Source organism: Kocuria kalidii (assembly GCF_044462225.1).
Taxonomy (GTDB): Bacteria; Actinomycetota; Actinomycetes; order Actinomycetales; family Micrococcaceae; genus Kocuria; species Kocuria kalidii.
Genome location: NZ_JBISWJ010000110.1, coordinates 1 through 23,921, shown reverse-complemented (window position 1 = coordinate 23,921; position 23,921 = coordinate 1). Strand labels below are relative to the sequence as shown.

At 73.6% G+C, this 23,921-nt stretch carries 22 protein-coding genes and 1 riboswitch; of the genes, 21 read left to right on the top strand and 1 reads right to left on the bottom strand.

Annotated elements, in window-relative coordinates:
* The first annotated feature begins 43 nt into the window (after positions 1 to 43).
* Positions 44 to 207: riboswitch (FMN riboswitch) on the top strand.
* A gap of 118 nt (positions 208 to 325) precedes the next feature.
* From ribD to ACH9D3_RS16340, 10 genes are all read left to right on the top strand, one after another.
* Entirely contained in the window at positions 326 to 1,378 is a 1,053-nt protein-coding gene (gene ribD, locus ACH9D3_RS16385) for a bifunctional diaminohydroxyphosphoribosylaminopyrimidine deaminase/5-amino-6-(5-phosphoribosylamino)uracil reductase RibD (protein WP_396411739.1), read from the top strand.
* A 146-nt stretch (positions 1,379 to 1,524) separates the two neighbouring features.
* Positions 1,525 to 2,202: a riboflavin synthase gene (locus ACH9D3_RS16380; protein WP_396411738.1), complete on the top strand. Its 678-nt coding sequence runs from the start codon at positions 1,525 to 1,527 to the stop codon at positions 2,200 to 2,202.
* Positions 2,202 to 2,876, top strand: a complete 675-nt coding sequence (gene ribB / locus ACH9D3_RS16375) for a 3,4-dihydroxy-2-butanone-4-phosphate synthase (RefSeq protein WP_396398495.1) — start codon at positions 2,202 to 2,204, stop codon at positions 2,874 to 2,876. The genes ACH9D3_RS16380 and ribB overlap by 1 nt, the downstream gene beginning before the upstream one ends.
* A complete protein-coding gene (locus tag ACH9D3_RS16370) occupies positions 2,873 to 3,574 on the top strand; it encodes a GTP cyclohydrolase II RibA (protein ID WP_396411737.1) in 702 nt (233 codons plus the stop codon). Before ribB ends, ACH9D3_RS16370 begins: the two co-directional genes overlap by 4 nt.
* A complete protein-coding gene (gene ribH / locus ACH9D3_RS16365) occupies positions 3,571 to 4,050 on the top strand; it encodes a 6,7-dimethyl-8-ribityllumazine synthase (protein WP_396398349.1) in 480 nt (159 codons plus the stop codon). Before ACH9D3_RS16370 ends, ribH begins: the two co-directional genes overlap by 4 nt.
* A 67-nt stretch (positions 4,051 to 4,117) precedes the next feature.
* On the top strand, positions 4,118 to 4,381 hold the full coding sequence (locus tag ACH9D3_RS16360; protein ID WP_396398348.1) for a phosphoribosyl-ATP diphosphatase: 264 nt from the start codon (positions 4,118 to 4,120) through the stop codon (positions 4,379 to 4,381).
* A 54-nt stretch (positions 4,382 to 4,435) separates the two neighbouring features.
* Positions 4,436 to 5,281, top strand: a complete 846-nt coding sequence (hisG, locus tag ACH9D3_RS16355) for an ATP phosphoribosyltransferase (RefSeq protein ID WP_396398347.1) — start codon at positions 4,436 to 4,438, stop codon at positions 5,279 to 5,281.
* A 61-nt stretch (positions 5,282 to 5,342) separates the two neighbouring features.
* A complete protein-coding gene (gene hisF, locus ACH9D3_RS16350) occupies positions 5,343 to 6,107 on the top strand; it encodes an imidazole glycerol phosphate synthase subunit HisF (protein WP_396398346.1) in 765 nt (254 codons plus the stop codon).
* Positions 6,108 to 6,199: 92 nt separating this feature from the next.
* Positions 6,200 to 6,370, top strand: a complete 171-nt coding sequence (locus ACH9D3_RS16345) for a hypothetical protein (protein ID WP_396398345.1) — start codon at positions 6,200 to 6,202, stop codon at positions 6,368 to 6,370.
* A 58-nt stretch (positions 6,371 to 6,428) separates the two neighbouring features.
* A complete protein-coding gene (locus tag ACH9D3_RS16340) occupies positions 6,429 to 7,433 on the top strand; it encodes a helix-turn-helix domain-containing protein (RefSeq protein ID WP_396411736.1) in 1,005 nt (334 codons plus the stop codon).
* Between the two features lie 10 nt (positions 7,434 to 7,443).
* Here ACH9D3_RS16340 and ACH9D3_RS16335 read toward each other — a convergent pair whose 3' ends face one another.
* A complete protein-coding gene (locus ACH9D3_RS16335) occupies positions 7,444 to 7,956 on the bottom strand; it encodes a hypothetical protein (RefSeq protein WP_396411735.1) in 513 nt (170 codons plus the stop codon).
* A gap of 159 nt (positions 7,957 to 8,115) precedes the next feature.
* Between ACH9D3_RS16335 and ACH9D3_RS16330 the strand changes: the two genes are divergently transcribed.
* The 11 genes from ACH9D3_RS16330 to ACH9D3_RS16280 all read left to right on the top strand — a co-directional run bounded on the left by ACH9D3_RS16330 (position 8,116) and on the right by ACH9D3_RS16280 (position 23,878).
* Positions 8,116 to 8,784 (top strand): Pr6Pr family membrane protein, encoded by a 669-nt coding sequence (locus ACH9D3_RS16330; RefSeq protein ID WP_396411734.1) that lies wholly within the window; start codon positions 8,116 to 8,118, stop codon positions 8,782 to 8,784.
* Positions 8,750 to 10,231, top strand: a complete 1,482-nt coding sequence (locus ACH9D3_RS16325; protein WP_396411733.1) for an AAA family ATPase — start codon at positions 8,750 to 8,752, stop codon at positions 10,229 to 10,231. The genes ACH9D3_RS16330 and ACH9D3_RS16325 overlap by 35 nt, the downstream gene beginning before the upstream one ends.
* 88 nt (positions 10,232 to 10,319) lie before the next feature.
* Positions 10,320 to 10,700, top strand: coding sequence for a phosphoribosyl-AMP cyclohydrolase (gene hisI / locus ACH9D3_RS16320; RefSeq protein ID WP_396411732.1), 381 nt, complete (start codon positions 10,320 to 10,322; stop codon positions 10,698 to 10,700).
* Positions 10,701 to 10,753: 53 nt separating this feature from the next.
* Positions 10,754 to 12,352, top strand: a complete 1,599-nt coding sequence (locus ACH9D3_RS16315) for an anthranilate synthase component I (RefSeq protein ID WP_396398339.1) — start codon at positions 10,754 to 10,756, stop codon at positions 12,350 to 12,352.
* The gene (locus ACH9D3_RS16310) at positions 12,345 to 12,944 is read left to right on the top strand and encodes a Trp biosynthesis-associated membrane protein (protein WP_396411731.1); all 600 of its coding nucleotides are present in this window, start codon (positions 12,345 to 12,347) and stop codon (positions 12,942 to 12,944) included. The genes ACH9D3_RS16315 and ACH9D3_RS16310 overlap by 8 nt, the downstream gene beginning before the upstream one ends.
* A gap of 197 nt (positions 12,945 to 13,141) precedes the next feature.
* Positions 13,142 to 13,405, top strand: coding sequence for an HGxxPAAW family protein (locus ACH9D3_RS16305; RefSeq protein ID WP_396398337.1), 264 nt, complete (start codon positions 13,142 to 13,144; stop codon positions 13,403 to 13,405).
* Between the two features lie 105 nt (positions 13,406 to 13,510).
* Positions 13,511 to 15,637 carry a tryptophan synthase subunit beta gene (gene trpB / locus ACH9D3_RS16300; protein WP_396411730.1) on the top strand — a complete coding sequence of 709 codons (2,127 nt, stop codon included), beginning with the start codon at positions 13,511 to 13,513 and terminating at the stop codon, positions 15,635 to 15,637.
* Between the two features lie 47 nt (positions 15,638 to 15,684).
* The gene (gene trpA, locus ACH9D3_RS16295) at positions 15,685 to 16,488 is read left to right on the top strand and encodes a tryptophan synthase subunit alpha (RefSeq protein WP_396411753.1); all 804 of its coding nucleotides are present in this window, start codon (positions 15,685 to 15,687) and stop codon (positions 16,486 to 16,488) included.
* 78 nt (positions 16,489 to 16,566) lie between these two features.
* On the top strand, positions 16,567 to 17,457 hold the full coding sequence (gene lgt, locus ACH9D3_RS16290) for a prolipoprotein diacylglyceryl transferase (protein ID WP_396411729.1): 891 nt from the start codon (positions 16,567 to 16,569) through the stop codon (positions 17,455 to 17,457).
* Between the two features lie 303 nt (positions 17,458 to 17,760).
* A complete protein-coding gene (gltB, locus tag ACH9D3_RS16285) occupies positions 17,761 to 22,422 on the top strand; it encodes a glutamate synthase large subunit (protein ID WP_396411728.1) in 4,662 nt (1,553 codons plus the stop codon).
* A complete protein-coding gene (locus ACH9D3_RS16280) occupies positions 22,415 to 23,878 on the top strand; it encodes a glutamate synthase subunit beta (RefSeq protein ID WP_396411727.1) in 1,464 nt (487 codons plus the stop codon). The genes gltB and ACH9D3_RS16280 overlap by 8 nt, the downstream gene beginning before the upstream one ends.
* Positions 23,879 to 23,921 lie beyond the last annotated feature (43 nt).

The window sequence follows — 23,921 nt, the reverse complement described above, 5'->3', positions numbered from 1 at the left end:
GGACCGTGGCCGGGGGCGCCCTGTGACATAATCGGGGCACGAACAACGTGTTCCGGGGTCGGTGCAAGTCCGAACCGGCGGTCACAGTCCGCGAACCGGACGACCACGTCCGTGCGGGTGCTCAGCGCCCCCGTCGGCCGGTCGTCCGGCCGAACCGGTGGAACTCCGGTACCGACAGTCACAGTCTGGATGGAAGGCAACACGTTCAACGGCCCTCGTGGCGTGCCGTCGACGGCACTGCCCACGGCGCCGTCGACGGCCCGCGGGCCACGACGGCGGCACCGTTGTCCTGCACCCCGGTTCCACCCCGGGAAAGGACGACGCGATGGACCCGCAGCACCGGCTCGGCGAGGACGCCGAGCGGTCGGTCATGCGGACCGCCCTGGACGCGGCGGCGCGCGGTCCGCGCGGTGCCAACCCGCTCGTCGGAGCGGTCCTCGTCGACGGCTCCGGCCGGATCCTGCACGTCGGCCACCACCGCGGGGCGGGCACGGCCCACGCCGAGGTCGACGTCCTGGAGCGGGCCGTCTCCGCCGGCACCGACCTGAGCGGCACCACGATGTACGTGACCCTCGAGCCGTGCGACCACTGGGGCCGGACGGGCCCGTGCTCCGCGGCGATCGTGGAGGCCGGCGTGCCCCGCGTGGTCTTCGGCGCGCCGGACCGCACGGCCGCCGCCGGTGGGGCCGGCACCATGCGGGCGGCGGGGGTCGAGGTCCACGGCGGGCTGCTGGCCGGCGACGCGGAGCGGCTCAACGACCGCTGGGTCGAGACGACGCGCGCCCAGCGCCCGTTCGTCACCCTGAAGGTCGCCCAGAGCCTCGACGCCAGGATCGCCGCCGCGGACGGGACCAGCCGGTGGATCACGTCGTCGTCGGCCCGCGAGCACGGCCACGAGCTGCGGGCCCGCGCCGACGCCGTCCTCGTGGGCAGCGGCACGGTGCTGGCCGACGATCCGCGGCTCACCGCCCGCACCGGCGACGGCGCCGTCCGGCGGCAGCCGCTGCGCGTGGCCATGGGCCTGCGCGCCGTGCCCCTGGACGCTGCGATCCGCGGCACGGACGGGCGCTTCCGGCACGTCGCCACCCACGACCCCCACTCCGCCCTGGCGGAGCTCTACGACGCCGGTGTGCGCCACGTGCTGATCGAGGGCGGCGCCACGGTCGCCGCGGGCTTCCTGCGCGCCGGCCTCGTCGACGAGCTCAGCCTCTACCAGGCGCCGCTGCTCCTCGGGGCGGGTCGGCCGGCCTTCGCGGAGCTGGGGATCGGCACCCTCGCGGACGCGTCCCCGTGGCGGCTCGACACCGCCGGCGGAGGACCCGTGCAGCAGCTCGGCCCGGACCTGTGGATCCACCTGAGACCCGCACCCGCGGACTGAGCGGCCCGTGCCGCCGCGGCGCCCGACGCACCGGACGGGACGGGGGCGCGGCACGGGCAGCACGGGTCGACGGTCCCGGGACGCAGAGCAGCAGACACAGAGCACCAGACACAGAGCACCAGACACAGAGACAGAGGACGTACCGCATGTTCACAGGAATCGTCGCCGGTCAGGGCACCGTGCGCTCGGTCGACCCCCGCCCGGACGGCACGAGCGCCCGCCTGCTCGTGGACGCCGGGCCGATCGTCGCCGACCTGCCGCACGGCGGCTCGCTGGCCGTCAACGGGGTGTGCCTCACGGCCACGCGCACCGAGGAGATCGGGTCCGGGCAGTTCCTCGCCGACGTCATCGGCGAGACCCTGGCCCGCACCAACCTGGGGGCCCTGGCCGTGGGCGACGCCGTGAACCTGGAGCGCTGCGTGCCCGCGGGCGGGCGCCTCGACGGGCACGTCGTCCAGGGCCACGTGGACGGCACGGGCACCGTCTCGGCGCGGGAGGACCTGGGGGCGTGGGAACGCGTGCGGATCGCCGTGCCCGCGGAACTGGCCCCCTTCCTCGCCGAGAAGGGGTCGGTCGCCGTGGACGGCGTGTCCCTCACCGTGACGGCGGTCAGCGGCCCCGGAGCCAAGGAGCACTGGTTCGAGGTCGGGCTCATCCCGGCGACCCTCGCCGAGACGACCCTCGGGCGCCGGCCGGTCGGCGCGTCCGTCAACCTGGAGGTCGACGTCCTGGCGAAGTACGCCCAGCGCCTGCTGGCCTTCGCCCGGTCCGACAGCACCCCGGCGCCGGACGAGGCCCGGCCCACGGCAGGAGAAGGAGCATGATGCCGACCAGCAGCACGCACGAGGGGACCGACCGCGGCGGGGACGGAGGGACCGGTGAGATCCGGCTCGACCCCGTGGGCGCGGCCGTCGAGGCCTTGGCCCGGGGGCGGGCCGTCGTCGTCGTGGACGACGCGGACCGGGAGAACGAGGGCGACATCGTCTTCGCGGCCCAGCTCGCCACGCCCGAGCTCATGGGGTTCACGGTCCGGCACACCTCCGGGGTCGTGTGCGTGCCCATGACCGGGGCCCGGGCCGACGCCATGCGGCTGCCCCCGATGGTCGCCGTCAACGAGGACTCGAAGGGCACCGCCTACACCGTCACGTGCGACGCCCGGCACGGGGTCAGCACCGGGATCAGCGCCGCCGACCGTGCGCTCACCGCCCAGGTGCTCGCGGATCCGGCCGCCGGTCCGGAGGACATCACCCGGCCCGGGCACGTGCTGCCGCTCAGGGCGGCGGACGGCGGGGTCGCCGTCCGCCGCGGGCACACCGAGGCCGCCGTCGAGCTCTGCGTCCTCGCCGGGCTCGAGCCGGTCGGCGTGATCGCCGAGCTCGTCCACGACGAGGGCTCGATGATGCGCCTGCCCGCCCTGCGCGCGTTCGCCGACCGGCACGGCATTCCGCTCGTGAGCATCGAGGACCTGGCGGACCAGCTGCTGGAGGACCGCCGATGAGGCCGGACACCCCCCTGGTCAGCTCCGAGCCCGTGGTCGTGCCCACGCCCGAGGGCCGCTTCGAGGTGATCGGCTGGCAGCTGCCCGGCGGGCCCGGGGACGCCGTCGCCGAGCACCTCAGCCTCACCGCACCGTCCTCGGAGCGTGTGCCCGTGGGGCAGCCCCCGCTCGTGCGGCTGCACTCCGAGTGCCTCACGGGGGACGTCTTCGGCTCCTACCGGTGCGACTGCGGGCCCCAGCTGCACCTGGCCCTGCGGCGGATCGCCGACGACGGCGGCACCCTGCTCTACCTGCGCAACCACGAGGGCCGGGGGATCGGGCTGGTCAACAAGCTGCGCGCCTACAAGCTCCAGGACGCGGGCGCGGACACGGTCGAGGCGAACGAGCTGCTCGGCCTGCCCGCCGACGCCCGGGACTACACCGCGGCGGCGGTCATCCTGCACCGGCTCGGTCTGACCCGGATCCGGCTGCTGAGCAACAACCCGGCCAAGGCCGAGCGACTGGCCGAGCTGGGCATCGACGTCGTGTCGATGGTGCCCAACGAGGTGCCGGCCCGGCCGGAGAACCACGACTACCTGGCGACCAAGCGGGACCGCATGCGGCACCGGCTGCGCCACGTGGACGAGACCACCGCCCACCGCACCGGACCGGCGGACCCCGCCGGTCGGACCGACAGGACAGGAGACCCCACCCCATGAGCGGACACGGAGCCCCCGACATCGACCTCAGCAGCGCCGACGCGAGCGGTCTGCGCGTCGCCGTCGTCGCCTCGAGCTGGCACACGGTGATCATGGACGGGCTGCTCGACGGCGCCCGCCGGGCCCTCGCCGACGCCGGCGTGACCGAGGCGCCGGTCGTGCGCGTACCGGGCAGCTTCGAGCTGCCGGTCGCCGCGGCGCGCCTCGCGCCGGGCCTCGACGCCGTGGTCGCGCTCGGGGTGGTCATCCGCGGCGGCACCCCGCACTTCGACTACGTGTGCTCGGCGGCCACCCAGGGCCTCACGGACGTGTCGGTGCGCACCGGCGTGCCGGTGGGCTTCGGCGTGCTGACGTGCGACACCGAGCAGCAGGGACTGGACCGCGCCGGCCTCGAGGGGTCCCGGGAGGACAAGGGGTACGAGGCCACGGCCGCGGCGGTGCGGACCGCGCTGCTGCTGCGCTCCCTGGGCGTCTGAGCCCCGCCCCGCGCTGCACGGCCCCGGCCGGTCGGGAGGCGCGCGCGGACCCATTACCCTGGTAGTCGTGAAAACCTTCGAGACCCTCTTCGCCGAGATCAGCGACAAAGCCGTGTCCCGCCCGGAAGGCTCCGGAACGGTCCGGGAGCTGGACTCCGGCGTGCACGGCATCGGCAAGAAGGTCGTCGAGGAGGCCGCCGAGGTCTGGATGGCGTGCGAGTACGAGACCGCCGAGGAGGCCGCGGAGGAGATCTCCCAGCTGCTCTACCACCTGCAGGTGATGATGGTCGCGAAGGGCCTGCGGCTCGAGGACGTCTACCGCCACCTCTGAGCGCCCCGCCGCCCCCGTACCACCGAAGCCCCGACGATGCCGAGAAGGAATCCCATGCTGCGTGTCGCAGTGCCCAACAAGGGTGCGCTGTCCGAGTCCTCCGTCACCATGCTCAAGGAGGCGGGCTACCGGCAGCGCCGCGACTCGCGCGAGCTGGTGCTCGTGGACCCCGAGAACAACGTCGAGTTCTTCTACCTGCGCCCGCGCGACATCGCGGTGTACGTGGGCGGGGGCATCCTCGACGTCGGGATCACCGGCCGGGACCTGCTCCTGGACTCCGGTGCCCACGCGGACGAGGACCTGGCGCTCGACTTCGCCCGCTCCACGTTCCGCTTCGCCGGGCCGGTGGGCGAGTTCTCCTCGGTCGACGAGCTGGCCGGCCGGCGGATCGCCACGAGCTACGACGGCGTGCTGCGCGACTACCTCGCCGAGCGGGACGTGGAGGCCTCCGTGGTGCGCCTGGACGGCGCCGTCGAGTCGTCCATCCGGCTGGGGGTGGCCGACGCGATCGCCGACGTCGTGGAGACGGGCAACACCCTGCGCGCCGCCGGCCTGCAGGTCTTCGGCGAGCCCATCATGACCTCCGAGGCGCTGCTCGTGCGCAGCCGCGCCGCCGAGGAGCCGGAGGGCCTCGCCGTCCTGCGCCGCCGTCTGCAGGGCGTGCTCGTGGCCCGGCAGTACGTGATGATGGACTACGACGTCGCCGACGACCTCATCGAGGCGGTCAGCCGGATCACCCCCGGGATGGAGGGCCCCACCATCTCCCCGCTCGGCCGAGGCAACGCGTCCGCGGTGCGCGTCATGGTCCCCAAGTCCGACACCAACAAGGTCATGGACGCCCTCTACGACGTCGGGGCGCGCGCGATCCTGGTCTCCCCGATCCAGGCCGCCCGGATCTGAGCCTCCCGCCCCGTCCTCCATCCCCTTCCTCCCCATCCCCGCAGCCGAGGAGGTGCCGCCCGTGGGCGTTGCCGTACGTGTCATCCCGTGCCTGGACGTCGACGCCGGTCGAGTCGTCAAGGGCGTGAACTTCGAGAACCTGCGCGACGCCGGTGACCCGGTGGAGCTCGCCAAGCGGTACAACCAGGCCGGCGCCGACGAGCTGACCTTCCTCGACGTGACGGCGTCCTCCGCCGCCCGTGCCACGACCTTCGACGTCGTCTCCCGCACCGCCGAGCAGGTCTTCATCCCGCTGACCGTGGGCGGCGGCGTCCGCGCGGTCGCCGACGTCGACCGGCTGCTGCGCTGCGGTGCGGACAAGGCCTCCATCAACACCGCCGCGGTCGCCCGCCCCGGCGTCATCGACGAGATCACCGGGCACTTCGGGAGCCAGGTCCTCGTGCTCTCCCTCGACGCCCGGCGCACGGGCAACACCGCCTCGGGCTTCGAGGTCACGACCCACGGGGGGCGCACGCTGACCGGTCTCGACGCCCTGGACTGGGCGCAGGAGGCCGAGGAGCGGGGCGTGGGGGAGATCCTGCTCAACTCCATGGACGCGGACGGCACCCAGGAGGGCTTCGACCTGGAGATGATCCGGGCCGTGCGTGCCCGGGTGCACGTGCCCCTCATCGCCTCCGGGGGCGCGGGCGCGCCCGAGCACTTCCCGCCGGCCGTGGAGGCGGGCGCCGACGCCGTGCTCGCGGCCTCGATCTTCCACTTCGGGCCCGTCCACGCGATCGCCGAGGTCAAGGACGCGCTGCGCACGGCGGGCCACGAGGTCCGCTGAACGGTCCCGTAGCCGGGGGAGGGCCCCCGGGCGTAGAGTCGACAGTGAGCTGACGACAGTCGCTCGACCGACCGACCACCAAGGAGCCCACCGTGGGACTGAAGAGCATCATCGGGAATGTCACCGGACGCGGCGCCGGGGGACGCTCCGCCGGAGGCCGCCGGGCCTCCGGGGGCATGAACACCGCCGGTCAGGCGGGCGCCGGGAAGAGCGGTGGCCGCGGGCTGGGCGGCAAGCTGAAGGGCCTCCTCAACCGCCGGTAGCGCACCGTCCCGGGGCGGCTCCCGTCGGGGCCGCCCCGGGGACGCACCGAGGACGCCCATGACCTCCTCCGAGAGCCCGGATCCGCCGGCCGACTCCGGCCCCGCGCCGGTGCCGGTGCGGCGGACGTCCTACGCCACGCACGACCCGGACCGGGGCATCGCGGCGATGTCCGAGCTCTACACGGGTCTCGGCATGCGGGCACCCACCGACGGCTCGTTCGAGCTGCGCATGGCGGCGGCCTCCGTGGGGCACCTGCTGGCGCACCGGTTCCTCCTGGCCACCTCGGAGTCCTCGGGCACGGGGGACGTCTCGGGCACCTACTCGGTCGTCCAGATCCTGACGGGGAACCTGGCGGTGAGCTCCGGGAGGGACAGGATCGCCACCACCCTGCCGTTCCTGCTGCCGCAGGGACTCTACGGCGGCCGGTGGGACGGACTGCTCGAGCTGAACACCGTGGTCCTGGAGGCGGAGCCGGTCCAGGAGCTCGCACGCGACCTGCTCGGCTCCCCGGCGTTCGCGCTGCGCTTCACGGGTCACACGCCGGTGTCCGCGCAGATGACCCGGTACTGGCTCACTCAGGTCAGGCACTTCCAGCAGGACCTCCTGCCCCACGCGGCGACCATCCGGACGCCGCTCGTGCAGGCAGAGGCCTTCCGGGCACTGGCCACGGCCCTCCTGCACTGCTTCCCGAACACCTTCCTGGACCGGCCGGCGCCGTCGGGGACCGGCTCCGTGCTGCCGGCCCAGCTGCGCCGGGCGGTCGCCTTCGTCGACGAGCACCTGCACGAGGACATCGGTCTGGCCGAGATCGCCGCGGCCGCACGGATGAGCCCGCGCGGACTGCAGGCGGCGTTCCGCAGGGAGCTCGGGCGCACCCCCGTCGGCCACCTGCGCGAGGCCCGGCTGGACGCCGCCCGACGGGACCTGCAGCGCGCCGATCCGACCGGAGGGACGACCGTCGCGACCGTCGCGGCGCGCTGGGGATTCGCCCATGCCGGCCGCTTCGCGACCGCCTACCGGGACCGGTTCGGAGAGGCACCCGGGACCACGCTGCACACCTGATGCCGCCGGCTCAGCCCGCGTCCCGGCAGGTCTCGTCCAGCCACTCCCGCACGGGGGCGAGCGCCTCGTCGAGCGCCTGCCCGTCGAAGCGCGCCGAGGGGTCCTCCTCCAGCGCCTCGCCGTAGGAGTCGACCAGCAGCTGCACCCGCGCCAGGTCCCGGGCCGGCTCCGGGGGAGCGGCGGCCAGCACCGCCTCGACCTCGTCCTCGACGTCCTGGACCTGCTCCACGGTGGGGCCGGCCGAGAGGTTGGCGGGGAGCAGGGCGAGCGCCAGGAGGTGGTCGGCGACGGCCGCGCAGGCCTCACGCCGGTCCGGGTACGCGCCCCACCGGCCGTCGGCGGACGCAGCGGGGGGACCGGACGTGCCCGGCGTCGACGTGGCGACGGGCGCGGAGGCCGTGGGGGGGACGGGGCCCGGTGAGCCGGCGTCCCCGCACCCGCTCAGCAGCGCCGCGGCGAGCACGGCGGCCGCCGCCGTGCCGGTTGCCGCGCGGGCCCGCCCCGCCGTCGTCCTGGAGTGCATCGTCGTCGCCGTCCCGCCCGCCGTGGCCGTACTTCGTCCCTGCTTCCACGATAGGCCCTGTCGCCCGTGCCCGGCAGGGGCACGGGCGGACGCCGGGGCGTCGCTCGACCTCCTATCCTGGACCACGGAGGGCCGAGCGGGGCCGGGAGGAGGTCACACGTGCGACTCGTCGTCGTCGTCGCCGTCCGGGCCTGTGCCCTGGCGGTCGCCCTCTGGGCCCTGGTCTCCCGGGCGGACTGCGCCTTCGTGACCCGGACGTGTCTCGGGACCAACCTGTTCAGCTACTTCACGATCCACAGCGCCGTCCTGATGGTCCTGGCCCTGCTGCTGGCCACGCTGTACACGGCCGCCCGCGCCGCGGAGCCGGGCTGGCTGACCGGCTTCCGGGCGATGGCCACGACCTACACGGTGGTCTCCGGGTCGGTGTTCGGGGTGCTGCTGGCCAACGCCGAGCTGTTCGGCCACCTCTTCCTCGTCCCGCTGTCCTCGAAGGTCCTGCACTTCGTGCTCCCCGTCTACGCCGTGGCGGACTTCCTGCTGGCACCGGGACGCCGGCGGCTGCGCTGGGCCTCCACCTGGGTCTCCACCGTCTTCCCGGCGATGTGGGCCGTGTACACCCTCGTGCGGGGGCGGATGGTGGGCTGGTACCCCTACTTCTTCCTCGACCCCGCCCTGGTGGGCGGCTACCGCGCCGTGGGCACGTACGCCCTCGGCGTGTCCGTGCTCATCCTCGCGGTGTCCTTCCTGGCCGTCGCCGCCACCCGCCTGCCCGCCGTCCCGGTAAGGTCTCCCCATGGAACCCTCCGCCTCCGCCGGCACCACCCCTGACCCGGACGACGCCCTCCTCCTGCGCTCGGTCCGGCGGCTGGTGGACCGCCTGGCCGCCCTGCCGCCCGAGCGCGGCGACCAGCCCACGCCGCTCGGGCAGCACCTCTCCGGCGTGCTCGGGACGGACGTGCGCACCCTGCCCGTGGTCTCGGAGGAGTTCGCCCCGCACCGGCTCGCCGACGTCGACATCGCGCTCACCGCACTGGCCGGGGACGGCCCGGGCTCCCTCCTGGGCGTCAGCGGCGGGTCGGCGCGCCAGGGCATCGGCTTCGCCGAGCTGCTCACCGCCCCGTACGCCGGGGCGGACGTCGGCCCCGTCGACTACGCGACCCGCGCCACGGGCCCGGACTCCGAACGGCAGGTCGTCGCGTTCGGCATCCGCTGCCTCGCCGTGGACGGGGTGCCGCTGGCCGTCCTCCAGCGCATGCCCCGCCCCGACTACGGGCAGCCGCTCGTGGTGCTGGAGGTGCTCGCCGCGGACCCCGCGGTCTGCGGCACGTTCCTCGCCCGGCTGCGGGCGCTGATGCTCGAGCACAGCGTGCTGCGCGGCCAGGTGCTCTCGTTCACCGCCACCGAGTACGGCAGCGAGGCGGGGGCCACCTTCCTGCGCCGCCCGCACGTGCCCGCCGAGGAGATCGTGCTGCCCGACGGAGTGCTGGAGCAGGTCGTCGGGCACGTCGTGGGCATCGGGGAGCACCGGGACACCCTCCTGGCCGCGGGGCAGCACCTCAAGCGCGGGATCCTGCTGCACGGCCCGCCGGGCACGGGCAAGACCCTCACGGTCCGGCACCTGCTCGGCGCCACCCCGGGAACCACGGCGATCCTGCTCACCGGGTCGAGCCTGCACCTCATCGGGGCCGCCGCCGAGGTGGCCCGCACCTTCCAGCCGTCCGTCGTGGTGCTCGAGGACGTCGACCTCGTCGCGATGGACCGGGACTTCGGGGACGGGCCGCAGCCGGTGCTCTTCGAGGTGCTCGACGCCCTGGACGGGCTCGACGGCGACGCCGACGTGGCGTTCGTGCTGACGACCAACCGCGTCGCCGTGCTGGAGCGGGCGCTCGCCGAGCGGCCGGGACGCGTGGACCTCGCGGTCGAGATCCCGCTGCCCGACGACGACGCCCGGCGCCGGCTGTTCCGCCGCTACGCGGGGGAGCAGCCGTTCTCCGCCGCCGCCCTCGACGCCGCGGCCGCCCGCGCCGAGGGGACCACCGGGTCCTTCCCGAAGGAGCTGGTCCGCCGGGCCGTGCTCGCGGCGGCCGTGCGCGGCGGGGAGGTGACGGACAGCGACCTGTCCCAGGCCCTCGACGGGCTCCTCTCCGCCCGGGAGGCACTGACCCTCCGGCTGCTCGGCCACGCGGACGGCGGGGAGCGCCCGTGGCCCGGCCCGCCGGACGCCGGTGACCTCCCCGGGGACCCCGGGGCGGAGCTGCCGCCGGAGTCCTGCTGACCCCGGCCGGGTCCCCGCCCGCACCCGGCGGACCCCTGCGGCGGCCCCGGTCCCGGGGCGTGCGGACGGGTCGATAGGATGGACGGCGATGAGCGAGCAGAGCCCCGACCCCGGAAACGACCTCCTCGACCCCGCCGTGGCCCGGCGGCTCAAGCGGGACCCCGCGGGCCTCGTGGCCGCCGTGGTGCAGCAGCACGACACCAAGGAGGTGCTGATGCTGGGCTGGATGGACGACGAGGCACTGCGCCGCACCCTCACGGAGGGCCGGGTGACGTTCTGGTCCCGGTCCCGTCAGGAGTACTGGCGCAAGGGCGACACGTCCGGGCACGTGCAGCGGGTGCACAGCGTGCACCTCGACTGCGACGGCGACGCCCTGCTGGTCCAGGTCGACCAGACCGGCGCGGCCTGCCACACGGGCACCCGGACCTGCTTCGACGGCCGCGACCTCGGCGCCGTCGGCACCGTCTGACCCCACCCGCTCCCCGCACCCCCGTCCGCCACCAGGAAGTCAGGTCGACACCCATGCAGGACCTGGGCACCATCAGCCCCACGCTCGAGGAGTTCCGCGCGCTCGCGGCGGAGCGCCGCGTCATCCCCGTCCGCGTCAAGATCCTCGCGGACGCCATGACCCCGATCGGTCTCTACCGGGCGCTCGCGCTCGAGGACGGGGCGGCACGGCCGGGCACGTTCCTCATGGAGTCCGCGGCCGAGGGCGGGGTCTGGTCACGCTACTCGTTCGTCGGCGCGAACTCGCAGGCCACCCTCACCGCCCGGGACGGGCAGGCGCACTGGATCGGCCGGGCCCCCGCCGGCGCACCCACCGGCGGCAATCCCGTCGAGGCGCTGCGGGACACCATGGCGCTGCTGCACACGGAGCGCTTCGCGGACGTCCCCCCGCTGACCTCGGGGCTCGTGGGCTTCGTGGGCTGGGAGGCCGTGCGCCGCTGGGAGAAGCTGCCGCACCCGCCCGAGGACGACCTGCGCATCCCCGAGCTGGCCATGAACCTGGTCTCGGACGTCGCGATCCACGACAACACGGACGGCACCGTGATGCTGGTGGCCAACGCGATCAACTTCGACGACACCGACGAGCGCGTCGACGAGGCGTGGGCCGACGCGGTCGACCGCGTGCACGCGATGCTCGAGCGGCTCGCCCGGCCGCTGGACCACGTCACGGCCTCGACGCTCACCGGCACCGACGAGATCCGCGGTGACCTGGAGTCCCGGGTCGGCCAGAGCTGGGACCGCAGCCTCTTCATGGACTCCATCGTGGCGGGCAAGAAGGCCATCGTGGACGGGGACATCTTCCAGGTGGTCGTCTCCCGCCGCTTCGAGACCGAGTGCACCGCCGACTCCCTCGACGTCTACCGCATGCTCCGCGCGATCAACCCCAGCCCGTACATGTACCTCTACAGCTTCGAGGACGCGGGCGGGCGGCCCTTCTCGATCGTCGGCTCCTCCCCGGAGGCCCTCGTGACGGTGAACGGCGACCAGGCGGTGACCCACCCCATCGCCGGCTCCCGCCCGCGGGGGCGGACGGTCGAGGAGGACCTCGCGCTGGAGCGGGACCTGCTCCAGGACGAGAAGGAGCGCTCCGAGCACCTCATGCTCGTGGACCTGGCCCGCAACGACATCTCCAAGGTCGCCGTCCCGGGATCCGTGGAGGTCACGGAGTTCATGGAGGTCGAGCGCTTCAGCCACATCATGCACCTGTGCTCCAACGTGGTCGGCCGGATGCGCCCGGACGCCACCGCCTACGACGTGCTCGCCGCGACGTTCCCCGCCGGGACCCTCTCGGGGGCGCCCAAGCCGAGGGCCCTGCGCCTGCTCGACGAGTACGAGCCGCTGCGCCGCGCCGTCTACGGCGGGGTGGTCGGCTACCTCGACTTCGCGGGAGACATGGACATGGCCATCGCCATCCGCACGGCCCTGCTCGTCGACGGCAGGGCCTACGTGCAGGCCGGCGGCGGGATCGTCGCGGACTCGGACCCCGAGACCGAGGCCCTCGAGTCCCTCACCAAGGCCACCGCCCCGCTGCGGGCCGTCCTGCTCGCCGAGCGGCTGCACGTCCTGGACCTCGACAGCGTGGCCGTGCCGGAGACGGGAGCCGGGCGTGCCTGAGGCCCGCCGGTCCCGGCGGGGGCTCCTGTCGCGGCGGCCCACGGTGGTGCTCGGCACGCTGGTCGCGGCCCTCGCGGTGTTCGCGTGCTCGGCCGCCACGTGGATCTCCGCGACCGTCCAGACCACGCTCCAGCCCGTGACCGTGGACGTCGCCGGGTCCGATGCCGCTCCGGCGGTCACCGCCCTCGGTCTGGTCGCGGCCGCCGGTGCCCTCACCACCGCCATCTCCGGGCGGGTGCTGCGCACCGTCGTGGCCGTGGTGGTCCTGCTGGCCGGTGCCGGTGCCCTGGCCGCGTCCGTGGCGGTGCTGGCGGACCCCGCCGGTGCCGCGCGGACCGTCGTGGGGGAGGCCACCGGCATGATCAACGCCGGCGGTGACTTCGCCGTGACGGTCTGGCCGTGGCTCGCCGCGGCAGCCGCGGCACTGGTGGCGCTGTGCGGCGCCTGGACCCTCGTCGCGGGCCGGTCGTGGACCACGGGCCGGCGCTACGAGCGTTCCGGGGCGGAGGAGTCCGCCGGCGCGGCAGGAGGCCGCGGCGGCGAGATCGACTCCTGGGACGCCCTCACCGAGGGCCGGGACCCCACCGCCTGAGGCCTGCCGGCCCTCCGCACCGACGGGAGCCGGCCGTGCCGGGGTGCACGAGGCGCGCAGGCCCCGCGGAGCGTGCGGGACTCCGGCCGAGGGGTGGCACAATGGAGCGGGACAGACTGTCAGCAACCGCCGCCCCTCGCCGGGGCCGTGGGATCGGAGCCGCCCGGCTCCGGCAGGGAAATCGGGAGTGCAACGAGATGGCAAACGGAAACGAGATCGTCCTCGACCACACGGGCTTCGTGGGGCACGGGAACACGCTGGCCGCCTGGGTGACCATCGGCATCATGTCGGTGGGCGTCATCGTGGGCGTGGTCGGGTTCACGGTGGGCAGCACCGTCGTGCTGATCGTGGGCATCGTGCTGGTCGTCGTCGGACTCATCGCCGGGGCCGTGCTCCGCTCCATGGGCCACGGCCACGGCTCCGAGCAGCGCAAGCACGAGGCCCGCAACCACCAGGGCTGACACCGGGCCGGCGCGGGCCGGCCACGGACACGGGGCACGCGCGCCTGCCGCGCCGGTCCCCGGAACGCACCAGGGCGGCCGGCGCCGCCGAGAGGACGGGAAACCATGTCGCAACAGAGCACCGGGACGGTCCTGGACGCCATCATCGACGGCGTCCGGGAGGACCTCGCGGAGCGCCGCGAGCGCGTCGGTGTCGACGAGCTCCGCCGGATGGCCGCCCAGCGGCCGCCGGCCCTGGACGCCGAGGCGGCCCTGCGGGGGCCCGGCCCGGACGCCGTGCAGGTCATCGCCGAGGTCAAGCGCTCCAGCCCCTCCAAGGGCGCGCTGGCGCCGATCACCGATCCCGCGCGCCTGGCCGCGTCCTACGAGCACGGCGGCGCCTCCGTGATCTCCGTGCTCACCGAGCAGCGGCGCTTCAACGGCTCGCTGGCGGACCTCGACGCCGTGCGCGCGGCGGTCGGGGTCCCGGTGCTGCGCAAGGACTTCACGGTCGACGAGTACCAGATCTGGGAGGCGCGGGCCCACGGGGCCGACCTCGTCCTGCTCATCGTGGCCGCACTGACCGACGACGAGCTGCGCCGCTTCCTCGAGCTGACCCGCGAGCTGGGCATGCACGCCCTGGTGGAGACCCACACCCCCGAGGAGATCGAGCGCGCCGTGGCGGTCGGCGCCCGGATCGTGGGCGTGAACGTCCGCAACCTGAAGACCCTCGACATCGACGTCGCGACCTTCGGGCGGCTGGCGGAGCTCCTGCCCCCGGACGCGGTGGTCGTGGCCGAGTCCGGCGTCGAGGGCGAGGAGCAGATCGCCCTCTACGCCTCCCACGGCGCCAAGGCCGTCCTCGTGGGCGAGGCCCTCGTGCGCAGCGCGGATCCCGCGTCGACCATCGCGGGCTTCCGGGCCGCCGGTGCGGCCGCCCGCGCCCGGCGGCACGCCCCCGAGGCCGAGGCCGAGGCCGCAGCCGCGGAGGCCTCCTCCCTGCGCGGGGCCCCGGGCCCGTACTTCGGGGACTTCGGGGGCCGGTGGATGCCGGAGTCCCTCATCGCCGCCCTCGACGAGCTCACCGACGTGTTCGAGAAGGCGAAGGCCGACCCGGAGTTCACCGACGAGTTCCAGCGGCTCTCCCGCGACTACTCGAACCGGCCCTCGCTGCTCACCGAGGCCCAGCGCTTCGCCGAGGAGGCCGGGTGCCGGATCTTCCTCAAGCGGGAGGACCTCAACCACACCGGCTCGCACAAGATCAACAACGTGCTGGGCCAGGCCCTGCTGGCGCGGCGGATGGGCAAGACCCGGCTGATCGCCGAGACCGGCGCGGGGCAGCACGGCGTGGCCTCCGCCACCGCGGCCGCCCTCTTCGGCATGGAGTGCGTGGTCTACATGGGCGAGGAGGACACCCGCCGGCAGGCGCTCAACGTGGCGCGCATGGAGCTGCTGGGCGCCACCGTGGTGCCCGTGACGAACGGCTCCCGCACGCTCAAGGACGCCATCAACGAGGCCCTGCGTGACTGGGTCGCCTCCGTCGAGCACACCCACTACCTGCTGGGCACCGCCGCGGGCCCCTACCCCTTCCCCTCGATGGTCCGCTACTTCCACGAGCAGATCGGCGAGGAGACCCGGGAGCAGGTCCTCGCGCAGACCGGGCGCCTCCCGGACGCCGTCGCGGCGTGCGTGGGCGGCGGGTCGAACGCCATCGGCATCTTCCACGGCTTCCTGGACGATCCCGCCGTGGAGCTGTACGGCCTGGAGGCCGGCGGGGACGGCGTGGAGACCGGACGGCACGCCGCCACGATCTCCCTGGGCCGACCCGGCGTGCTGCACGGGGCGAAGACCTACCTGATGCAGGACGAGGACGGGCAGACGCTGGAGTCGCACTCGATCTCCGCGGGCCTGGACTACCCGGCCGTGGGTCCCGAGCACTCCTACCTGCACGACATCGGACGGGCGCGCTACGAGGCGATCAGCGACAAGGAGGCCATGGAGGCCTTCCGGCTCCTGTGCCGCACCGAGGGCATCATCCCCGCCATCGAGACGTCCCACGCCCTGGCCGGGGCCCTGAAGATCGGCCGCCGCTGGGCCGAGGAGCTCGGTCCGGAGGCTGCCGCGGAGAAGATCATCGTCGTCTCCCTGTCGGGCCGCGGCGACAAGGACGTGGCGACCGCCGCGGAATGGTTCGGGCTGCTCCCGGACGACAGCGCCGAGGCAGAGCTCGGCGAGAAGGGCGAGCGACTGTGAGCACCACCGAGCACGAGACCTCCGGGGCCGACCTCGCGTCCCGCCTCCTGCCGGCCGGGCTGGAGGCCGACCCCGCCTCCCGCCTCGCGGCCCGCATCGCCGAGTGCCGGGCGCTGGGACGACCGGCCCTGGTCGGCTACCTCCCGGCCGGCTTCCCGACCGTGGAGGAGTCCATCGAGGCCGCCGTGGCCCTGGGTGCCAACGGCGCCGACGTCATCGAGATCGGGATCCCGTACTCGGACCCCGTCATGGACGGTCCCGTGATCCAGCACGCGACGACGACCGCCCTCGCCAACGGCTTCCGGGTGGCGGACGTCTTCCGCGTGGTCCGTGCCGTGGCCGAGCGCACCGAGGCGGTGCCGGTGGTGATGACCTACTGGAACCCCGTCCTGCAGATGGGCGTCGACACGTTCGCCGCGCGCCTCGCCGAGGCCGGGGGAGCGGGCATCATCACCCCCGACCTGATCCCCGACGAGGCCGGCGACTGGTTCGCCGCGTCCCGGGCCCACGGTCTGGACCGGATCTTCCTCGTGGCCCCCTCCTCCTCGCGGGAGCGGCTCGACCTGGTGGTCAAAGCCGCGAGCGGCTTCGTCTACGCTGTCTCCGTGATGGGCGTCACCGGCGCCCGCGACGCCGTCTCCGACGTCGCCGAGCAGCTCGTCGCGGACACGCGCGCGGCCGGGGCGCAGCACGTGTGCGTGGGCCTGGGCGTCTCCCGCCGGGAGCACGTCGAGGAGATCGGCGCCTACGCGGACGGCGTCATCGTGGGCACGGCCCTGGTGAAGGCCCTGGCCGACGGCGGTCCCGAGGCCGTGGGCGCGCTGGCCCGGGAACTGGCCGGGCGCGCCTGATAGCGTGACGGGGCGGACCCGCCCCTCCACGGGTGGGCCTCCGCGTCCCGACCACCCCACGAGCCGAGGCCCCACCGCATGCTGCTGAGCGCCGTTCCCCCCGTGCCCGCCCTCATGAGCGTCCCGCTCGGCCAGGGCCTGCCGTCCCCGGACTGGACCGGCTTCTCGGCCGGCCCGCTGACGGTGCACGCCTACGCCCTGTGCATCCTCGCGGGCATCGCCGCGGCCCTGTGGCTGACCACGCGCCGCTGGGAGGCCCGCGGGCTCGACCCCGACATCGTGTGGGACGTCGTGCTCTGGGCCGTGCCCGCCGGGATCGTGGGCGCGCGGGTCTACCACGTGCTCGTCACCGACCCCGCCGGCTACTTCGGCCCGGGGGCCGACCCGGTCGACGCGCTGCGGATCTGGGAGGGCGGGCTCGGGATCATGGGGGCCGTGGCCTTCGGTGCCGTCGCCGCGTGGTGGGTGTGCCGCCGGCACGGGGTCTCCCTGGCCGTCTTCGCCGACGCCGCGGCGCCCGGGCTGCTGCTGGCCCAGGCCATCGGGCGCTGGGGCAACTGGTTCAACCAGGAGCTCTTCGGGCGGCCCACCACGCTGCCGTGGGGTCTGGAGATCGACCCCGGCAGCGCCACCTTCCCGGCCGGCCTGCCCGCGGACACCCTCTTCCACCCGACGTTCCTCTACGAGTCCCTGTGGAACCTGCTCGGCGTGGTGCTGCTGCTGGCCCTCGACCGGAGGTTCCGCCTCGACGGCGGGCGCCTCTTCGCCCTCTACCTCGTGCACTACGGCATCGGCCGGATGCTCATCGAGCTGTTCCTGCGGATCGACCCGTCCCTCATGGTGCTGGGGGCCCGCGTGCACGTCTGGACGTCCCTGGGGGTCGTCCTGCTGGGGCTGACGCTGTTCGCCGTGATCGTGCACCGCCGCCGCAGGGCCCGGGGCGGCGCCGTGGACGCCGCGCGCACCTGATACCCCGCCCGGCGCCGGGACCGGGCGTGTGGCTCGGGAGTTTTCAGAGCTGTAACATCTGAGTGCTAGATTTTTCTGGCGCATGACCGGACGACGGGTGAACCACGTCCACCGCTCGTGCGCCCGCCACGATCGTCCATCGTCGGACATTCATGGAACGGGGCCCTTCGACCGTCCTGCACCTCCTCGACCACTGCCCGAGGGTGCCGGCGGCAGCTCACGATCCGGCGGCACCTCCCGACCGGAGCTCTGCCGCGGGGGCCGCTCCTGTTGACCGCATCCCATGGTGAGGAGACGTCTGTCATGACTTCTACCCCGGCCGGCACCCCCGGTGACAATCCCGACCAGGTCGGCACGGACCGGCGTCCCGCCGAGACCGCGCAGGAGCAGGCGGCGTCCCCGTTCGAGCAGTTCTCGAACGCGCCCGAGGAGCAGGGTCTCTACCACCCGGACGAGGAGAAGGACGCCTGCGGCCTGGCCGTGGTCGCGACCCTCAGCGGCATCCCGAGCCACGAGATCGTCGACGCCGCCCTGACCGCCCTGCGCAATCTGGAGCACCGCGGGGCCGTGGGCGGAGACGAGGGCACCGGGGACGGCGCCGGGCTCCTGACGCAGCTGCCGGACGCCTTCTTCCGCGCGGTGCTGGACTTCGAGCTGCCGCCCGCGGGGGGCTACGCCGTGGGCACCGCGTTCCTCCCGCACGGCGGCGAGAACGCCGAGCGGATCCAGGGCGTCCTCGAGGAGCTGGCCGGCTCGGAGGACCTGCAGGTCCTGGGCTGGCGGCCCGTCCCGGTGGTCGAGTCCGTGGTCGGCCGGTCCGCGCTCGAGGTCATGCCCTACTTCGTGCAGCTGTTCGTGGCGGAGACCGCGCCGGCGCCCGAGGACGAGGCCGCCCGGCAGCGCCTGGACCAGAAGGCGTTCCGGCTGCGCAAGCGCGCCCAGAACCGGGCCGGCGTCTACTTCCCCTCGCTGTCCTCGCGCACGATCGTCTACAAGGGCATGCTGACCACCCAGCAGCTCGAGCCCTTCTACCCGGACCTGTCCGACGACCGGTTCACCACCGAGCTCGCGATCGTGCACTCCCGGTTCTCCACCAACACCTTCCCCTCGTGGCCGCTGGCCCAGCCGATGCGCACGCTCGCGCACAACGGCGAGATCAACACCGTCAAGGGCAACCGGAACTGGATGCGCGCCCGCCAGTCGCAGCTGAAGTCCCCGCTGCTGGGCCGCAACCCCGAGGAGCTGTTCCCCATCTGCTCGGAGGGCGCCTCCGACTCGCAGTCCCTGGACGAGGTCGCCGAGCTGCTCGTGCTCTCGGGCCGCCCCGTCACCCAGGCCATGATGATGATGATCCCGGAGGCCTGGGAGAACCACGAGACCATGGACCCCGCCCGCAAGGCGTTCTACCGCTACCACGCCTCCTTCATGGAGCCGTGGGACGGGCCGGCCGCCGTGGCCTTCACCGACGGCGTGCAGGTCGGCTCGCTGCTGGACCGCAACGGGCTGCGCCCGGGCCGGTTCTGGGTCACCGAGGACGGCCTGGTCGTCTTCGCCTCGGAGGTCGGCGTCGTCGACGTCGGGGACCGCAAGATCGTGCGCAAGGGCCGTGTCTCCCCGGGCGCGATGTTCCTCGTGGACACCGCGCAGCGGCGGATCGTCGAGGACGCCGAGATCAAGGAGCAGGTCGCCTCGGCCGCCCCGTGGGCCGAGTGGGCCGACGACAACATCATCGACATCAAGGACCTGCCCGAGCGCGAGCACATGGTCCACCCGCGCTCCTCCATCACCCTGCGCCAGAAGACCTTCGGGTACACGCAGGAGGAGCTGAAGATGATCGTGGGGCCCATGGCGGCCAAGGGCGCCGAGCCGATCTACGCGATGGGCACCGACACCCCGATCGCGGTGCTCTCCGAGAAGTCCCGCACCCTCTTCGACTACTTCGTGCAGTCCTTCGCCCAGGTCACCAACCCGCCGCTGGACGCCATCCGCGAGGAGCTCGTCACGAGCCTGCGCGGGTCCGTGGGGCCCACTGGGAACCTGCTGACCACGGAGCGGGTGTGCACCCGCCAGGTGCAGGTGGACTTCCCGGTCATCGACAACGACCAGCTGGACCAGTTCCTGCACATCGAGAACGAGGACGGGCTGCCCGCGGCCCTCAAGATCCGTGGCCTGTACCGCCCCGACGGCGGCGCGGACTCCCTGCGCGCCCGGATCGCGGAGATCAGCGAGAAGGTCTCCGCGGCCGTGGCCCGCGGCGTGGAGTACGTGATCGTCTCGGACCGCGACTCCAACGGCGCCTGGGCGCCGATCCCCTCGCTGCTGCTGACCTCCGCCGTGCACCACCACCTCCTGCGCTCGGCGACCCGCACGAAGGTAGCGCTGATCGTGGAGGCCGGCGACGTGCGCGAGGTCCACCACGTGGCGCTGCTCATCGGCTACGGGGCGTCCGCCGTGAACCCGTACCTGGCGATGGAGTCCGCGGAGGAGCTCGTGCGCTCGGGCGACCTCACCGGGATCACCGCGGAGCACGCGGTGCACAACCTGATCAAGGCCCTGGGCAAGGGTGTGCAGAAGATCATGTCCAAGATGGGCATCTCGACGGTCTCCTCCTACTGCGGCGCCCAGGTCTTCGAGGCCCTCGGCCTGTCGCGGGAGCTCGTGGACGACTACTTCACCGGCACCCACACCCAGATCGGCGGCATCGGCCTCGACGTGATCGCGGAGGAGACGGCGTCCCGGCACCGGCGCGCCTATCCCGAGGACGGCGTGACCGAGCCCTACCGGGACCTCGAGACCGGCGGCGAGTACGACTGGCGCCGGGACGGCCCGCCGCACCTGTTCAACCCGCAGACCGTCTTCCGTCTCCAGCACGCGACCCGCACCGGCCGCTACGACATCTTCAAGTCCTACACCAAGCTCGTGGACGACCAGACCAAGAAGCTGCTGACCCTGCGCGGGCTGCTGGGCTTCTCCGCCGACCGCACGCCGGTGCCGCTCGAGGAGGTCGAGTCCGTCAGCTCGATCGTCAAGCGCTTCCAGACCGGTGCGATGAGCTACGGCTCCATCTCCCAGGAGGCGCACGAGACCCTGGCGATCGCGATGAACCGGATCGGCGGCAAGTCCAACACCGGTGAGGGCGGCGAGGACGTCGACCGTCTGCTCGACCCGCGGCGGCGCTCGGCGATCAAGCAGGTGGCCTCCGGGCGGTTCGGCGTCACGAGCCTGTACCTGACCAACGCCGACGACATCCAGATCAAGATGGCCCAGGGCGCCAAGCCCGGCGAGGGCGGCCAGCTGATGGCCCAGAAGCTCTACCCGTGGATCGCCCAGACGCGCCACTCGACCCCGGGCGTGTCCCTGATCTCGCCGCCGCCGCACCACGACATCTACTCGATCGAGGACCTGGCGCAGCTGATCTACGACCTCAAGCGCTCCAACCCGCAGGCCCGCGTGCACGTGAAGCTGGTCTCCGAGATCGGGATCGGCACCGTGGCCGCGGGCGTGACCAAGGCCAAGGCGGACGTGGTGCTCGTCTCGGGGCACGACGGCGGCACCGGCGCGGCGCCGCTGAACTCGCTCAAGCACGCCGGCGCCCCGTGGGAGCTCGGCCTCGCCGAGACCCAGCAGACCCTGATGCTCAACGGGCTGCGGGACCGGGTGGTCGTCCAGGCCGACGGGCAGATGAAGACCGGGCGCGACGTGGTCATCGCGGCGCTGCTCGGCGCGGAGGAGTTCGGCTTCGCCACGGCCCCGCTGATCGTGGAGGGCTGCATCATGATGCGCAAGTGCCACCTCGACACCTGCCCGGTGGGCGTGGCCACCCAGAACCCGGAGCTGCGCAAGCGGTTCACGGGCCAGGCCGACCACGTCGTCAACTTCTTCGAGTTCATCGCCGAGGAGGTCCGGGAGTACCTGGCCGAGCTCGGGTTCCGCTCGATCGAGGAGGCCGTCGGGCACGCCGAGGTCCTCGAGACCAAGGACGCCATCGACCACTGGAAGGCGCACGGGCTCGACCTCTCGCCGATCCTGCACTCCACGGTGCTCGAGCACCGCGGGGCCGCGGTGCGCAACACGCGCAGCCAGGACCACGAACTGGAGAAGCACTTCGACAACGAGCTCATCCGCCTCTCCCGGGCCGCCCTCGAGAAGCGGGAGCCCGTGCGGATCCAGCAGCGGATCATCAACACGGACCGCGCGGTGGGCACGATGCTCGGCCACGTGGTGACGAGGACGTTCGGCACGGACGTCCTCGCGCACGACACGATCGACGTGACGCTCACCGGCCAGGCCGGGCAGTCCCTCGGCGCGTTCCTCCCGCAGGGCATCACCCTGCGCCTGGAGGGCGACGCCAACGACTACAGCGGCAAGGGCCTCTCCGGCGGACGGCTCATCGTGCGCCCCGAGCGGGACGCGGTGTTCGAGGCGTCCGAGAACGTCGTCGCGGGCAACGTGATCGGCTACGGCGCCACGAGCGGCGAGATCTTCCTGCGCGGGACCGTGGGCGAACGGTTCCTGGTGCGCAACTCGGGCGCCACCGCGGTGGTCGAGGGCATCGGCGACCACGGCTGCGAGTACATGACCGGCGGCACCGCCCTGGTGCTCGGCCGCACCGGCCGCAACTTCGGCGCCGGCATGTCCGGCGGCGTGGCCTACGTCATCGACCTCGCCGAGACCTCGGTCAACAAGCAGGCGCGGGACAGCGGCGAGCTGCAGCTGCTGCCGCTGGACGAGGCGGATGCCGAGACGGTGGTCGGGCTCATCACGAGGCACGCCGAGGAGACCGGCTCCGAGCTCGCGGACCGGCTCCTGGCCGACCCCGTGGCCACGCTCGGGCGCTTCACCAAGGTCCTGCCGCGGGAGTACGCCGCCGTGCAGGGCATCCGCGAAGAGGCCCGGACGCAGGGGCAGGACCCCGACGGCGACGAGGCCTGGCACAAGATCCTGGAGGTGACGACCCGTGGCTGATCCGCGCGGTTTTCTGAAGGTGACCGAGCGCGTCGACCGCCCCAAGCGGCCGGTGCCGGTCCGGATCATGGACTGGAAGGAGGTCCAGGAGGCCCAGGACCGGGGGGTCCTGCAGAAGCAGGCCGGCCGGTGCATGGACTGCGGGATCCCCTTCTGCCACGAGGGCTGCCCGCTGGGCAACCTGATCCCCGAGTGGAACGACCTCGTGTGGCGGGGCCTCGACACCGAGGCGGTCGAGCGCATGCACGCCACCAACAACTTCCCGGAGTTCACCGGGCGGGTCTGCCCGGCGCCGTGCGAGTCCTCGTGCGTGCTCGGCATCAACCAGCCCGCGGTGACCATCAAGCAGATCGAGTACTCGATCGGGGAGATGGGCTTCGACGAGGGCATCGTCAAGCCGTTCGTCCCGCAGCGCCTGGTCGGCAAGACGGTGGCGGTCGTGGGCTCCGGCCCGGGCGGCCTCGCCGTCGCCCAGCAGCTCACGCAGGCGGGGTTCACGGTGGCGGTCTACGAGCGCGACGACCGGATCGGCGGCCTGCTGCGCTACGGCATCCCCGACTTCAAGATGGAGAAGGAGGTGCTCGACCGGCGGCTGGACGTGATGCGCGCCGAGGGCACCCGCTTCCGCCCCGGGGTGGAGATCGGCAAGGACATCACCTGGGACCAGCTCAAGCGCCGCTACGACGCCGTGGTGGTCGCCACCGGCGCCACGGTCCCGCGTGACCTGGGGATCCCGGGCCGGGACCTCGACGGCGTCCACTTCGCGATGGACTACCTCGTGCAGGGCAACCGGGTGGTGGCCGGCGACGAGGTCGCGGACCAGATCGACGCCGCGGGCAAGCACGTCATCGTCCTGGGCGGCGGCGACACCGGGTCGGACTGCATCGGCACCGCCAACCGCCAGGGCGCGGCGTCGATCACCTCGCTGGCCATCGGGCGCAAGCCGGCCGCGGACCGCTCCGACGCCGATCCGTGGCCCATGATGCCCCGGGTCTTCGAGGTCTCGAGCTCGCACGAGGAGGGCGGCGACCGGACCTACCTGGCCTCGACCGTGGAGTTCGTGGGGGAGGACGGCCGGCTGACCGGGCTGAAGGTCGCCGAGACCGCGTACCTGCCCGACGGCCGCCGCGCGCCGAAGGAGGGGACCGAGCGGGTGATCCCGGCGGACCTGGTGTTGCTGGCCCTGGGCTTCACCGGCAACGAGTCCGGGGAGATCACCGAGCAGATCGGCGCCGAGCTGGACGGCCGGACCAACGTGGCCCGCGACGACCAGTACATGACCAACGTGGACGGCGTGTTCGCGTGCGGCGACGCCGGCCGCGGCCAGTCCCTGGTGGTCTGGGCGATCGCCGAGGGCCGCGCGTGCGCGGCCGCCGTCGAGCGGTTCCTCATGGGCTCGACCCGTCTGCCGGAGCCGGTGGCCCCGACCGACCGAGCCATCGACCTCTCCCTGTAGCGCCTCCCGCGCAGCCCGGCGCGGGCCGCCCCGGCCCGGGTGC